This window comes from Microbaculum marinum (assembly GCF_037855135.1).
GTDB lineage: Bacteria > Pseudomonadota > Alphaproteobacteria > Rhizobiales > Tepidamorphaceae > Microbaculum > Microbaculum marinum.
Genome location: NZ_JAZHOF010000001.1, coordinates 652,453 through 665,628, shown reverse-complemented (window position 1 = coordinate 665,628; position 13,176 = coordinate 652,453). Strand labels below are relative to the sequence as shown.

Sequence of the window (13,176 nt, the reverse complement as noted above, 5' to 3'; positions counted from 1 at the left end):
AATACTCCTGCTCTTATTGCTGTGCATTGGCTTCATCGGGTTCGCGCGCCGGACCGGCATTGGCGTCGGAGGCGAGGTGTCGGAGCTGTACCGGCCGGACTGGCGGCCGGCTGCGCGGGTATGTCGAGACGGCGTCGTCATCGGAGAGGCCGAGGGCGGCCGCCGCGGCCGGAAGGCAATTGCGCCCCTGGCAGCGGCCCATGCCGAGGCGGCTCGACGTCTTGACGCGGTCCAGGCTTCCGGTTGCCACGTTGGCGTCGCCGGCGATATCGCCGAGTCGCAGTTCCTCGCAGCGGCAGACGATGGTGTCCTCGCCGGCCGCGCGGAGGGGCACGGAAGGGGAGTAGGCGCGGTTGAGGTCTCGTCGAAACCCGTCGAGGCGCCGGTACCTGGAGAGCAGCGCCGGCTGGGGGACCTGTCGGAGGATAGCGCTGGCGGCGATCTCGCCTTCCAGGAGCGCCACCTCGACGCCCCCGATGCCGGCCCCGTCCCCGACCGCGTAGACGCCGGGAACGCTGGTCTCGAGCTGTGCGGACCTTACCGGAACGACCCCGGCAAGATCCGGGCGGCTCTCCGTCCTGCAGCCGAGAATTCGCGCGAATTCGGCGGAAGGCATGAGGCCGTAGCCTACGACCAGCGTGTCCACGTCCAGCCATTCCCGCCGTTCGCGGACCGGTCGCCCGTCCGGGCCCACCGGCGCGATCGCGGCGCGCCGGATCGAGTTCCCTCCCTCCGCCTCGCAAACCATCCAGCCGGTGCGGATGCGAATGCCGGAAAGCAGTATGCGTCGCTGGTAGCCGATCGCGGTGCGCAGTATTGCGGGAGCAGCCCCGATGCCTCTGAGGGCCGTCCCGGCAAGGTGGCGCGTGCGGCGGGCCTCGATGACGCCGACCACGTCTGCGCCGGCCGCGATCATGGTCGCTGCCGCCACGAGGACGAGCGGGCCGTTTCCCGCCACGAGCAGCCTGCCAGTCGGCACTAGGCCATCGGCCTTGGCGAGATTGAGGCAGCCGCCTGCGGAGATCACCCCCGGCAGGGTCCAGCCCTTGAACGGAAACGGCCTGTCCTGGGCCCCGTTTGCGAGCACCACGGCGGAGGCCTCGATGCGGCCGCTGCGGTGCGGGCCTGCATAGGCGATGGTCAGCGGTGCGGGCGCGCCCCACGCGATGGTGCCGGCGAGATGGCGGACGCCGGGCTGCGACAGCACGCCCGCAAGGCGATCGTGGCGGGCCTTGTCGCGCAGCAGCCCGGCATCCGGCGCCACCTCGTAGCCTGGCGGCAACTGCCTGAAATACTGGCCGCCGGCCTGCGCGTTGTCGTCGATCAGCACGACCTCGCGGCCCGCCGCGGAGAGGCGGCCGGCGCAGGCGAGACCGGCGGGGCCGGCCCCGACGATGACGACTGGGCGGCTCATCGGCCCTCTCCGTCTGCCAGCTCGATGGCGATTCCCTCGCTCAACGGGAAGGCGCAGCTGCGCACCACGCCGTGCCCTTCGACGCGGACGGCGCACTCCCAGCAGATCCCCATCCCGCAGTAGTAGCCGCGCGCCTCCTGGAGCCTGGCGGTCACACGGAGATCCTGCACGCCGGCACGCATGAGCGCCGAGGCGATGCTCTCGCCCTCGAAGCCGGTCATCTGCCGCCCCTCGAAGGTGAAGCGTACCGACGCGCCCGCCGGCCTGATGCCATCGATGAACCGCATGCCGCTAATGTCCGCTCATGAACCGGCCTGGGTCGAACAGATCGATCGGGCGCGATGTGATGCCGTCGGCGATCAGTTCGCCGAGCAGCCGGCCCATCAGCGGCCCCAGAGTGAAGCCGCCGCGCGCGCAGGCCCCGCAGTAGACGTTCGGCTGGCCGGGAAGCCGTCCGAGGTACGGCAGGGAATCCGGCGTCACGCCCTCGTAGCCTGCCCAGCTTCGGACGACGTTGAGCCGGGCTAGTCCGGGGATCACGCGCTGCGCAAGGCGGAGGTTGTGGACGAGCTGGTCGTAGTCGATTTCCTTGCGGCTGTCTGAAAGCGTGCCGATGCCCTGCCAGCCGCCGCCGATCAGGCAGCTCATGTTGGCGACCTGCTTCAGGGTGAGAATTCCGCGGGCGTGGGTCACGATCTTCGGAATGGTGGTCGGCGCCCGCTCGGTGACCGACACCATGTTCACGTCGAGGGTGACGGGCAGGATGGCGCCGACCATCATTGCGAGTTGGCCCGACCATGCCCCGGCGGTGATCGCCACGGCGTCTGCCTCGAAGGCGCCTGCGGACGTCTCCACGCGAGGCCTGCTGCCCGCGGACAGGGACACGACGTCGCCGTGCTCGACGACGGTGACTCCGCCATCCTCGACCGCTCGCCGCAAGGCGGGGCCGAGCAGGGTCGGACTGGCGTAGCCGTCGTCCGGAGAATATGTCGCGGCGACCACGCAGTCCCCAAGCCAAGGCGCCTCGCGACGGATATCGTCGCCACAGAGATGGCTGACCGTCAGGCCGCGTGCTTCCTGCTCCGCCGCCACGGTTTTCAGTCGCTGGGCCTCGTCCTCGGTAGTGGCGACCTTGTAGCCGCCGTTGCGCCGGACATCGAGATTGCATCCCAGGCGCGCCTCCAGGCCGAGCCAGAGCTCCCAGGCCCACAGCGTGTAGGGGACGAGCGCGGGCAGCTTGTTCTGCACGCCGAGAGAGCCGGCATTAACGGAGGAAGCCTCGCGCCAGACGCCGCCACGGTCGATCAGGATTACTTCCGCCCCTCTGTCGGCGAGGGTGAGAGCCGTAAACAAGCCGAATGTGCCGCCTCCGATCACGAGCACGTCGGCGTTCCCGCTGGCAGTGGCTGACATCGATCGCTGCCCCGTCATCGCACCTTGCTGACGGGCCGTCGCCGGGGCTGCTGAACGACCTGCTCAAGATACTGCCGGAGGGCGCCTTCGGAAAAATCGAGGTCGGTCACGATGGCCGCCCGCAATGCCTGCGGATCGCGCTTGCGTACCTGGTCGATGATGTTCTCATGGCTCTGATGGCCGGTCCTGTCGCGCTGGAGGATCGGATACATATGATGAAGGGTGGGTCCGATCCGGAGCCAGAGGCTCTCCACGATCCTCAGGTGGACGGGAAGATCGGCTCTCTCGTAGATGCGAAAGTGAAACAGGGAGTTGCAGCGCAACACTTCCCTGTAATCCTCCTGCGCCATGGCGGCGAGAAACTCGTTCTGCGTGGTGGCAAGGAACTCGGTGTCCTCCGCGGTGAGGTGACGGGCCGCGGCCTCGGCCAAGTCCCCCTCCAGAAACCGCCGGATCGCGAAGATCTCCTGGATCTCCGCTTCCGCCAGCTCGGGGACGAAAATCGCGTTCTTCTCGTTCGTCTGCAATACGCCGTCGGCGATGAGCCTTAGCACGGACTCCCGTACCGGCGTGACGCTGACCCCGATCTCTTCCGCCAGTCGCCGGATGTTGATCCGCTCGCGCGGTGCGAATGCCCCGGACAGCAGGGCATTGCTCAGCTGGCGGTAGACCTGCTCGGCAAGCGAGTCCCCCCGGGTCGGCGTTTCGTATCCCTGATGTCTCACAGCCATCGACCTTTCTTGAGGCGCCCCTTGACAGCTATTTGAAATTGCAAATACGATATATCAAATTGTGGCAAAGTCAAGTGGAAGGACCTGCAGGTTTATGCCGTCAGTGAATTGGAATGGGGTGTTTTCGGCGGTGGCTACGCCGTTTGCGGCCGACGGATCTGTGGATTGGCCCCGGTTCGAGGCCTTGCTGGATCTGCTGATCTCGGAAGGCGTCACAGGCGTCATCGTTGCCGGCAGCACCGGAGAGTACTACTCGCAGGTCGAGAGCGAGCGGATCGAGCTGTTCCAGCGGGCTTACAAGCACGTTGCCGGCCGGGTCACCGTGATCGCCGGCACCTCGGCGATCGAACATGCGAACACCATCGCGTTGACTGGCGCTGCGAGGAAAATCGGGTTCGACGGATGCATGATCCTGCCTCCGGTCTACTGCCTCCCGACGCCGCAGGAAATTGAGGCCTACTTCCAGGAGGTGGCCGACATCGGCCTGCCGGTGATGATCTACAACAATCCGGCCCGGGTGGGTCTCGGGCTCACTCCGGGGTTGACTGCAAAGCTCGCCGAGATACCCAACGTCGTCGCCTACAAGGAAAGCGGTCGGGATCTCTACGCGATTTCCGAGACCTATTACGCGACGCGCGGCAAGCTCCTCCACTTCGCGGGGCTGGAACCCTATGGGGCGGCCCTGCTGTCGCGCGGTGCCGCAGGTATCGTTTCGACGATCTCCAACGTCTGCGCCGCACAGGTGGTCGCCTACTACAATGCCTTCAGGAGCGGCGACGCGGCTGCTCTCGCCGGCAACCAGCAGGTGATCGACCAACTCTACCACCTGCTCAGCCGAGCCGGTCTCTCCAACTTTGCGTTCGTCAAGAGCGCCATGGCGGCGCTGGGCCGGCCCGGCGGCGTAACCCGCGCGCCGCACCGCATGGCGGGGGAGGCTCAGGTGGCCGAACTGAAGGATGCGATCGCGAAGATTTACCGGGACGCCGGCGTCCCTCTCGAAAACCAAAAATAAGAAATCGATACGTCTCTAGAGAAGGAGAACTCCAATGAACACAACTTTTGCAACAAAATCGTTGCTCTTCACCCTTGCCCTTCTTGCCCCGCAATTGGCACAGGCGGATCCGGTCTGGGATCGGATCGAAAGCTCCGGGGAAATCGTTTGCGGCGCGATCCCGAACGACAAGATCGGGTCCTGGACGGATCCCGACAGCGGCGAGTGGCTCGGGTACGAGATCGAGCTTTGCAAGAATATTGCGGCCGGCCTCTCCGAGACAATGGGCAAGGAGATCAAGCCGACCTACAGGGAAACGAGCTGGAAGACGATCGTCCTCGATCTGCAGTCCGAGAAGATCGACTTGTGGCCCGGCATGAGTGCCACCGAACAGCGCAAGCAGGCGCTGTCGATGATCGGACCGATCTACAATCTCGCCTTCTGCGGCGTCGAGCGCCGCGGTTACGAAGCGGGCGACACCTGGGACGCCCTGAATGATCCGGATGTCCGCATCGCGACCGTGACCGGCACGAGCATCGAGGACCTGTTCAAGAAGATGGCGCCCGAGGCGACGCATCTGTCGCTGAGCGAATATGCCGAGGTGATCCTGGCGACCCAGTCAGGACGGGCCGACGTGATGGGCGCAGACATCCTGCGCTGCCTCACGGTCGTCAACACAGCTCCGGATGCATTCGGCGACATCGTCATCCCCAAGCCGATGCATGCGGCGGGGTCGTCGGCGGGCGTGATCAAATCGGCAGACAAGCTGACGGCATGGCTCGAGGACTGGGCGAAGCAGGCCAAGGAGTCGGGAAAGGTCACCGAGATCTTCCTCACGACTTTTGAGGCTGCCGGCCTCGACGCCGACAAGCTGCCCGACGACATCGAGTTCTGAAGCCTGTCCAGTAAACGGGGCGGCCTTGCTGGCCGCCCCGGCCGCGCAACCATTTCTCTGGCAACGGAAGGGCCGTCATGAACTACGCGTTCGACTGGTCAGTCGTCCTTCGACCGGAAGCCTGGTTGAACGCGATTGGCGTGACGCTTGCCTACGGCATCGCCACTACCTTGGCCGGCCTCGTCATCGGGCTGCTCCTGGGCCTAATTCTTATCAGCGGATTTCGGGCGGGCCGCTGGGCGGTGAACGTCTTCATCGGCATTTTCCGGTGTACGCCGGCCCTGATCCAGATCGTCTGGTTCTACTACGCCTTCCCCATGGTGCTGTCGGTCAACATGCCGGCATGGCTGGCGGCTGGCTGCGGACTGACCTTCTACATGGCGGCTTTCTCGGCGGAAATTTTCCGCGGCGGCATCGAGAGCATCGAACGCGGCCAGTGGTATGCCAGCCGGTCGCTGTGCCTGCCTTACTGGAAGACGATGTACTACGTCATCCTGCCGCAGACGTTCCGCCGCATGACGGCGCCGATCGTGAACCAGTCGATCATCCAGTTCAAGAACACCTCGCTGCTGTCCGTCGTCTCGGTGCACGACATCATGTACACGGCCAACGGCATTACGGCGGCAACTTACCGCCCGCTCGAAGTTTTCACCTTCGCCGCGCTTCTCTACATCGTGCTGATCTGGCCCCTCGCGACAATTGCGGTCCGCTTCGAGCGCGCCATGAACCAGAAGAACACGATATGACGACACCCTACGTACAGGTCCAAGGTCTGGCGAAGACCTATGGGAACGTCAGGGCCGTCGACGGGGTCGACCTGTCCCTCGACGAAGGCCGGACCGCGGCAATCATCGGATCGAGCGGCTGTGGCAAGTCGACATTCCTGCGCTGCCTCAACCTGCTCGAGAGCCCCACGTCGGGAACCATGCGGATCGGCTCGCACACGCTTCGCTACGAGGGCGACGAACTGGTGGACGGCAAGTCCGACTCGCTCCTGTACCGCAAGCAGATGGCGATGGTGTTCCAGAGCTTCGAGCTCTTTCCCCACATGACCGCCCTGCGGAACGTCTCGCTGGCGCCCATCGTGGTCAACGGCACGGAAAGGCAGCGGGCCGAGGCCGAGGCCATCGCGCTGCTCGATATGATGGGCCTCAAGGACAAGGCCGACCAGCGGCCGGGGCAGCTTTCCGGCGGCCAGGCGCAGCGCGTGGCAATCGCCCGCGCGCTTGCCATGAACCCGCGCGTGCTCCTCTTCGACGAAGCCACCTCCGCCCTCGATCCGGAACTCGTCGGAGAGGTACTGGAGGTGATGAAGGGGTTGGCCCGGGAGGGGCGCACCATGCTGGTCGTGACCCACGAACTGGCCTTTGCCCGCGAGGCTGCAGACGAAGTCTTCTTCTTCGACCAGGGACGCGTGGCGGAATCCGGGCCTCCCGAGGAACTGTTCACCAATCCGAAGACCGAGCGGCTCGCCGCCTTCCTGCAGCGCTACCAGCACTCGGCGCCGCGCTGATTGATCCCTGTATCGCCAGGCCCCCGGCTTAACTGGAGGAGACATTCCCGATGACCGGCTACGAAGCGCTTCTGCGGCCCCTTCGCCTGCGGCAGTTGACGCTGCGCAACCGCATCGTGAGTACGGCTCACGCGCCAGGCTATGGCGTGGAATCATTGCCGAAGGAGCGCTACCGCCGCTATCACGAGGAAAAGGCGAAAGGCGGCATCGCGCTGACGATGATCGGCGGCTCCACGGCAGTCTCTCCGGATGCGGTCGCGCCGTTCGGCCAGCTCACGCTCGCTGAAGACCGTGCGATCCCCTACATCAGGGAACTCGTCGACGCTGTGCACAGCCACGGTGCGGCCTGCTTCTGCCAGATCTCTCATCCGGGCAGGCGCGGCCGGTGGGATGCCGGCTCCTGGCTGCCCGCTGTTGGTCCCTCGCGGGTGCGCGAACCTCAGCATCGGGCCTTCCCGAAGGAGATGGAGGACTGGGACTTCGAGCGAATCCTCGCCGACTATGAGGCCGCCGGCCGCCGGTGCCGTGAAGCGGGACTGGACGGAGCCGAACTGTTGTTCGCCGGCGGACACCTGCTGCTCCAGTTTCTCTCGCCGGCCGTCAATCTGCGTACCGACGAATACGGCGGCAGCCTCGAGAACCGGCTGCGCTTCGCGCTCGAGGTTATCGGCGTCGTGCGGCGCGGCATGGGCGATTCGCCGGTGCTGGGCATCCGTATCACCGCCGACGAATTCCTCGCCGAAGGGCTCCATCAGGACGAGTGCATCGAGATTGCGAGGGTTGTCGCGGCAACCGGCGCGGTAGACTACCTGAGCGTGATGGCAAGCCAGCCCTACGACTGGCGCTCGTCGACCTACTCGATGCCGAGCATGGCCTTCCCGCTTGCCCCGTACCTGTCCATGGCCGCGGCCATCAGGGCGGCCGTCGCCGTTCCCGTGCTGCATGCCGGCCGTATCCTCGACCTTGCCACTGCCGCGCGGGCCGTCGAGGAGGGCATGATAGACCTTGTTGCGATGACGCGTGCGCAGATCGCCGATCCGCACATGGTGCGCAAGCTGATCGAGCGGCGCGAGAACGACATCCGCCCCTGCGTCGGCGCCAACTACTGCATCAACCGCATCTACACGGGCGGCGAGGCGCTCTGCCTCCAGAATGCGGCGACCGGCCGCGAGGCGACGATGCCGCACGTGATCCCGCCGGCGGACGTCAAGAAGAGCATCGTGGTGGTGGGCGGCGGGCCGGCCGGCCTGGAGGCGGCGCGCGTCTGCGCGGAGCGCGGTCACAAGGTTACCCTGATCGAGGCGGAGCCCCAGGTTGGCGGCCAGATCAATATCGCGACGAAGCTCGGTTGGCGGGAGGCCCTGCTGACCATCCCGCAGTGGCTCGAGGGACAGTGCCGGAAACTCGACGTCGATATGTGGCTCGGCTACAGCGCGGACGTTGCGATGGTCGAGCGGTTCGAGCCGGACGTTGTGGTCGTCGCGACGGGCGGTTATCCCAATGTCGGCGAGATCGAGGGTGCAGAGCATGTGCTGAGCACCTGGGATATTCTGGGCGGCCACATCAAGCCGGGCGAGCGCGTGCTGATGTTTGACGACCAGGGCTCTGACTCCGGCATGTCCTGCGCCGACTACCTGTCCCAGCAGGGTATAGCGCTGGAGGTCGTCACCCCCGAACGCCATCTCGGCGTCGAGACCGGCGTGACGACGTTCCCCACCTATCTGGAGCATCTCTACGAGCGGCGGACGATCATTTCGCCCGATCTGCGCCTGCGCCGGGTCGAGCAGCGGGGAAATCGTCTGATTGCGGTGCTGCGAAACGAGTACACGCTCAAGGAGGAGACCAGGGAGGTGGACCAGGTCGTCAGCGATCACGGAACGCTTCCCGACGAAGACCTCTATCTGTCCCTGAAGCCGCGGTCGCGCAATTGCGGTGCCGTGGACTACCACGCGCTGGTCGGCGGCAGGCCGCAGCAAGTCGCCAGCAACGCCGAAGGCCGATACATGCTGTTCAGGGTGGGCGACGCGATCGCAAGCCGCAACATTCATGCCGCGCTGTATGACAGTCTGCGGCTCTGCAAGGATCTGTAGCTGCGAGCTTTCTGGTCGTCCATTCGGACCGGACCGAGGAGACCGGAGTTACCAGACTTCAGCGTCTCACGGAGGGTCCCAATGAAGATGCATAGAATGCCCGTCTGACGCCGCTGCGTATAGAGGAGCCCCGTCGAGTTCGAAGGCGAGTATATTAGCCCTACTGCGTCTCCGAATAACCGGCAGCAGGCCACTCACCCGAGTTCACACACTTGTGGGATACGCGAGGAACGTTGGGTCATCTTTGAGAGGCTTCGCGCGCTTGCGAATAAACTGCGACTGCGATGAGGGTGAGAAGTCCGATGAACCAGTACTGCCACGCTTGAGACAGGCGCAGGAACACCATCGAGGAATTGACTTCCTGTATCAGCACGGCGCCGAGCAGGACGCCGATGAAGCTGCCGCGCCCGCCGTAGAGGCTGGCGCCGCCGAGCACGACCGCGGCGATGCTGGCCAGGGTGTATTCGACGCCCTGGTTCGGGTCGCCGATGCCGAGCTGCGCGGTGACGAGCAGGCCGCCGAGCATGGTGAACAGGCTGCAGAGCACGAATGCGACGACGACCGTCGCGCCTGTGCGGACGCCGATGTGACGGGCGGCGTCCTCGTTCGAGCCGACGGCCCGCAAGCTCATGCCCCAGCGGGTGAACCGCAGCGCCAGTTCGAGACCGATCCCCAGCAGGACGGCGAGAACGAAGACCGCCGGAACGCCGCCCATGCTGTACTTGACGATGTCCATGTAGGCCGGGGCGATCGGGCCATCGGGATAGGGGCGCAGCAGCACGGATATGCCCTGCAGGATGATGAAGATGCCAAGCGTCGCCGCCACCGCGCTGAACCTGCCGAAGGTCACCAGCGTGCCGTTGGCAAGGCCGACCAGGGCCGCGATGCCGATGACGGCGCCGAAGCCCAGCAGCCAGTGCAGCGCCGGAACGCCCTCGTTGAAAAAGAACGACGAGGCGACGAGCGTCAGCCCGACCAGCGGGCCGACCGACAGGTCGATCCGCGCCGCGAGCACCGTCGTCAGCTGGCCGTAGGCGATGAACGCCAGAGCCGCCGACATGAACAGGATCTTCTCGATGTTGAAGGCCGAGACGAACCGCATGTTCTGGCCCGAGGCCAGAAGCCCGATCAGCACGATCAGCACGGCCAGGACGATGCCGGGCACGTAGTCGCTGGCCGCGAGGGTCCGGATCCGGTGCGCGCCAGACGCTCTGGCGCGGGCGCCGGTGCCGCCCGCGTCCCGGTGTGTCTTGGCGTTGATGATCGCGTGGCCGATGTTGGATTCGGTGACGTCCGCGCCGGCGAGTTCGCCGACGAGGCGGCCCCTCGAGAAGACCAGCACGCGGTCGCAAAGACCTTCGAGCTCGACGATATCGGACGAGACGACGACGATCGGCACGCCGCTCGCCGCGAGGTCGCGGAGGATGTGGTAGATGTCCGCCCTGGCGCCGATATCGACGCCGGCGGTCGGCTCCTCGGCGAGCAGCAGCGAGGCATTTGCCAGCAGCGCGCGCGAGATCAGGGTCTTCTGCTGGTTGCCGCCGGATAGCGTCGACATCGGCTGGTCGATCGAGGCGGTTCGGATGTTGAGCTTGTCGCGCTGCTCGTTCATCCGCCGGCGTTCCAGGCCGGAATCGATCACGCCCAGCCGGCTGAAGAACCTCAGCGCCGAGATCGTCGCGTTCTCGCGCACCGACAGGCTGCGGAACGCGCCCTCCTGCTGACGATCGGGCGGCAGGTAGATGATACCCGCCCGCCGCGCCGTCTGCTGGTTGCCGAGACCGATCGGATCGCCAGCCAGCGTCACCGTGCCTTCGGCCCGTTCGAGGCCGGCAAGCGCGCGCAGGAACTCGCTCTGGCCGTTGCCGGTGATGCCGGCGATGCCGACGATCTCGCCGCGCCGCGCCACCATCGACACGTCGACGAATTCCTTGCCGCTGAGACCGGAGACGTCGAGCAGGACCGGCCCGTCCAACGCGGTGTCGTTCTTCGGGGGAAAGGTCTTCTCGACGTCGCGCCCGACGATGAGATTGAGGATCTGGTGGTCGGTGAAGTCAGCGACGAGCCCCGACCCCTTGACCTCGCCGTCGCGCATCACGGTGACGGCATCGGCGATCTGCCGGATTTCCTGCAGGCGGTGGGAGATGTAGATGACCACCGCGCCGCCCCTGGCGACCTTGCGGACGTTCTCGAACAGGATGTCGACCAGATCCGCCGTCAGCGCGGCGGTCGGCTCGTCCAGGATCAGAACCTTCGGGTCGATCGCCAGCGCCTTGGCGAGCTCGATGAGCTGGGCCTGGGCGATGTCGACGTCGGAGAGGCGGGCCGACGGACGGACCGTGGCCCCGACCCGCTGCAGTTGACGGTCGACCCACTCGCGCGGCTTCTGGCCCTCGCGGAATGCCTGCGGAACACCCAGCAGCAGATTTTCCGCGACCGTCATGTCGGGCATGATGGCCGGGTGCTGGTGGACGATGGCGAGGCCGTGCTTCTGCGCTTCGGCGGTGGTCAGGCCGTCGCAGACGTGGCCGCAGATGTCGATCGTGCCGCGGTCCGGCCTGACGCCGCCCGAGGCGATCGCCATCAGCGTCGACTTGCCGGCTCCGTTCTCGCCGAGCAGGGCGTGTATCTCGCCGCTGCGCGCCTCGAAGGTCACGTCCTTGACCGCCGTCACGGGGCCGAACTGTTTCCAGACGCCCTGCAAGCGCAGGTCGCGGTGGCGGCCGTCTGCGTCAACGCGCATGCTGTCGTCTGCCTTGCCCTGCTGGGGAATGGTATCCAAGCGCTCTTCTCCCGATTGGCGTCGAGCGGAGCAAGCGGCCCGGGCGGAAGATCTCCTCCGCCCGGGCCGATCCCTCAGAGGCCGCCCTTGAGCGCGGCCAGGACCTGATCGTCGGTCAGGCTGGTGCCGTTCGAAGCGGATTCCGGAAGCTTCGGATTGCAGAACACCTTGCCTTCCAGGGAGTCCTCGAGCTGGAAGTTGGTCACTTCCTTCTCGCCGGGCTTGGCGACGACGTGCTCGGTGCCGTTCGGATCGGTGATGACGAGCGGCTCGTCCATCGTGCCGCCGGCGGCTTCAGCGATCGCCCAGCGGACCGCGAGGCGGACATTCCACTGCTCGGCACTGTTGGTCGAGAACTGGAAGTTGGCGTCCGGGTTCTCCTTGTGCAGCTTCTGCCAGGTGCAGCCGAAGACGTTGGCGTCCTCGCCGGCGACCTTCGGCAGCTCGCGATTGGCCCGCTCGAACACGCCCGAGGCAACCACGCCCATGCTGAGGTCGGCAATGACGCCGTCGATCTCCGGGTACTGGGCGATGAGCGCCGTCAGCCGCTGCGCGACCAGGCTCGAGTCCCAGTTGGTCACCTCAAAGGGCTTCTCGCCGATCTGCTCGATGTCGGGATAGTCCTTCAGCGCATCGGCGATGCCCTGCGCCCGCTCGCGGCTCTGGCTGGTGCCGGCGGGACCGCCGAGATAGGCGATCTTGCCCTTGCCGTCGAGCGCCTTGGCCATCCAGGTGCCCCAGTCGACGCCGTCCTGGTAGAAGTTGGTGCCGACGAAGACGCTGTAGTCCTTGCCTTCCTCGCCGCCGACGCGGGCGCGGTAGGGAACCACCGTGCTGCCCTGATTGAAGGCGTCGCGGATGGCCGGCAGCATGGCCGGGCCGGCGTCCGGGAAGACGACGATCGCCTGGACGCCGCGCGCCGCGAGGCCGTTCAGATCCGAAATCGCCTTCTGGGTGTTGCCCTGGCCGTCGGTGTGATCCCAGCCGACCACGTTCGGGCAGCGGCTGGCCTCGTTGATCGCGGCGGCGGTGGTCATCTGCCGCCACGGGTTCTGGGCGAAGCCGTCGGCCAGCGCGACCTCGATTTCCTTGGTGCCGCAGAAGTTCGGCGGCGTCTGGGCCGGCTCGGCGCAGAAGATGCCGTCGGCGATGTCCTCGCACCATTCGGCGGCCTGCGCCTGGCCGACCAGCGAGCTCCCCGGCGCATAGCCGAGTGCGGCGCAGGCGACGGCCGCAGCGCCCAGTTTCAGTCCCGCCCTGAAGACGGAGCTGGTTGAACTCTTGATCACGGTGTTCATTTGCATTCCTCCCTTACGGTTCACTGTCTGTCGGTGCGGTACCTGTTGC

The 13,176-nt window shown here is 66.1% G+C and carries 11 protein-coding genes; 5 read left to right on the top strand and 6 right to left on the bottom strand.

Annotated features, from left to right (window positions below; translation table 11 throughout):
- Positions 1-13: 13 nt before the first annotated feature.
- The 4 genes from V3328_RS03115 to V3328_RS03100 are packed head-to-tail and all read right to left on the bottom strand — an operon-like array spanning position 14 to position 3,558.
- Positions 14-1,414, bottom strand: a complete 1,401-nt coding sequence (locus tag V3328_RS03115) for an FAD-dependent oxidoreductase (protein ID WP_340328174.1) — start codon at positions 1,412-1,414, stop codon at positions 14-16.
- On the bottom strand, positions 1,411-1,701 hold the full coding sequence (locus V3328_RS03110; protein ID WP_340328173.1) for a (2Fe-2S)-binding protein: 291 nt from the start codon (positions 1,699-1,701) through the stop codon (positions 1,411-1,413). The genes V3328_RS03115 and V3328_RS03110 overlap by 4 nt, the downstream gene beginning before the upstream one ends.
- Positions 1,702-1,705: 4 nt before the next feature.
- Positions 1,706-2,797 (bottom strand): NAD(P)/FAD-dependent oxidoreductase, encoded by a 1,092-nt coding sequence (locus tag V3328_RS03105; RefSeq protein WP_340328172.1) that lies wholly within the window; start codon positions 2,795-2,797, stop codon positions 1,706-1,708.
- Positions 2,798-2,841: 44 nt separating this feature from the next.
- On the bottom strand, positions 2,842-3,558 hold the full coding sequence (locus tag V3328_RS03100) for a GntR family transcriptional regulator (protein WP_340328171.1): 717 nt from the start codon (positions 3,556-3,558) through the stop codon (positions 2,842-2,844).
- 94 nt (positions 3,559-3,652) lie between these two features.
- Here V3328_RS03100 and V3328_RS03095 point away from each other — a divergent pair, with 94 nt between their 5' ends.
- The 5 genes from V3328_RS03095 to V3328_RS03075 all read left to right on the top strand — a co-directional run bounded on the left by V3328_RS03095 (position 3,653) and on the right by V3328_RS03075 (position 9,047).
- Positions 3,653-4,570, top strand: coding sequence for a dihydrodipicolinate synthase family protein (locus V3328_RS03095; RefSeq protein ID WP_340328170.1), 918 nt, complete (start codon positions 3,653-3,655; stop codon positions 4,568-4,570).
- Positions 4,571-4,604: 34 nt separating this feature from the next.
- On the top strand, positions 4,605-5,444 hold the full coding sequence (locus V3328_RS03090; RefSeq protein WP_340328169.1) for a transporter substrate-binding domain-containing protein: 840 nt from the start codon (positions 4,605-4,607) through the stop codon (positions 5,442-5,444).
- A 77-nt stretch (positions 5,445-5,521) separates the two neighbouring features.
- Positions 5,522-6,190 carry an amino acid ABC transporter permease gene (locus V3328_RS03085; protein WP_340328168.1) on the top strand — a complete coding sequence of 223 codons (669 nt, stop codon included), beginning with the start codon at positions 5,522-5,524 and terminating at the stop codon, positions 6,188-6,190.
- On the top strand, positions 6,187-6,957 hold the full coding sequence (locus V3328_RS03080) for an amino acid ABC transporter ATP-binding protein (protein ID WP_340328167.1): 771 nt from the start codon (positions 6,187-6,189) through the stop codon (positions 6,955-6,957). Before V3328_RS03085 ends, V3328_RS03080 begins: the two co-directional genes overlap by 4 nt.
- 50 nt (positions 6,958-7,007) lie before the next feature.
- Positions 7,008-9,047: an oxidoreductase gene (locus tag V3328_RS03075; RefSeq protein WP_340328166.1), complete on the top strand. Its 2,040-nt coding sequence runs from the start codon at positions 7,008-7,010 to the stop codon at positions 9,045-9,047.
- Between the two features lie 238 nt (positions 9,048-9,285).
- Here V3328_RS03075 and V3328_RS03070 read toward each other — a convergent pair whose 3' ends face one another.
- Both V3328_RS03070 and V3328_RS03065 read right to left on the bottom strand, forming a co-directional pair.
- Positions 9,286-11,829, bottom strand: a complete 2,544-nt coding sequence (locus V3328_RS03070; RefSeq protein WP_340328165.1) for an ATP-binding cassette domain-containing protein — start codon at positions 11,827-11,829, stop codon at positions 9,286-9,288.
- Positions 11,830-11,903: 74 nt separating this feature from the next.
- Positions 11,904-13,127, bottom strand: coding sequence for a substrate-binding domain-containing protein (locus tag V3328_RS03065; RefSeq protein ID WP_340328164.1), 1,224 nt, complete (start codon positions 13,125-13,127; stop codon positions 11,904-11,906).
- Positions 13,128-13,176: the final 49 nt, after the last annotated feature.

Coding starts and splice junctions, on each gene's coding strand:
- V3328_RS03090 (WP_340328169.1), top strand. CDS start 4,605: ATGAACACAACTTTTGCAACAAAATCGTTGCTCTTCACCCTTGCCCTT.
- V3328_RS03095 (WP_340328170.1), top strand. CDS start 3,653: ATGCCGTCAGTGAATTGGAATGGGGTGTTTTCGGCGGTGGCTACGCCG.
- V3328_RS03080 (WP_340328167.1), top strand. CDS start 6,187: ATGACGACACCCTACGTACAGGTCCAAGGTCTGGCGAAGACCTATGGG.
- V3328_RS03085 (WP_340328168.1), top strand. CDS start 5,522: ATGAACTACGCGTTCGACTGGTCAGTCGTCCTTCGACCGGAAGCCTGG.
- V3328_RS03075 (WP_340328166.1), top strand. CDS start 7,008: ATGACCGGCTACGAAGCGCTTCTGCGGCCCCTTCGCCTGCGGCAGTTG.
- V3328_RS03065 (WP_340328164.1), bottom strand. CDS start 13,127: ATGAACACCGTGATCAAGAGTTCAACCAGCTCCGTCTTCAGGGCGGGA.
- V3328_RS03115 (WP_340328174.1), bottom strand. CDS start 1,414: ATGAGCCGCCCAGTCGTCATCGTCGGGGCCGGCCCCGCCGGTCTCGCC.
- V3328_RS03110 (WP_340328173.1), bottom strand. CDS start 1,701: ATGCGGTTCATCGATGGCATCAGGCCGGCGGGCGCGTCGGTACGCTTC.
- V3328_RS03100 (WP_340328171.1), bottom strand. CDS start 3,558: ATGGCTGTGAGACATCAGGGATACGAAACGCCGACCCGGGGGGACTCG.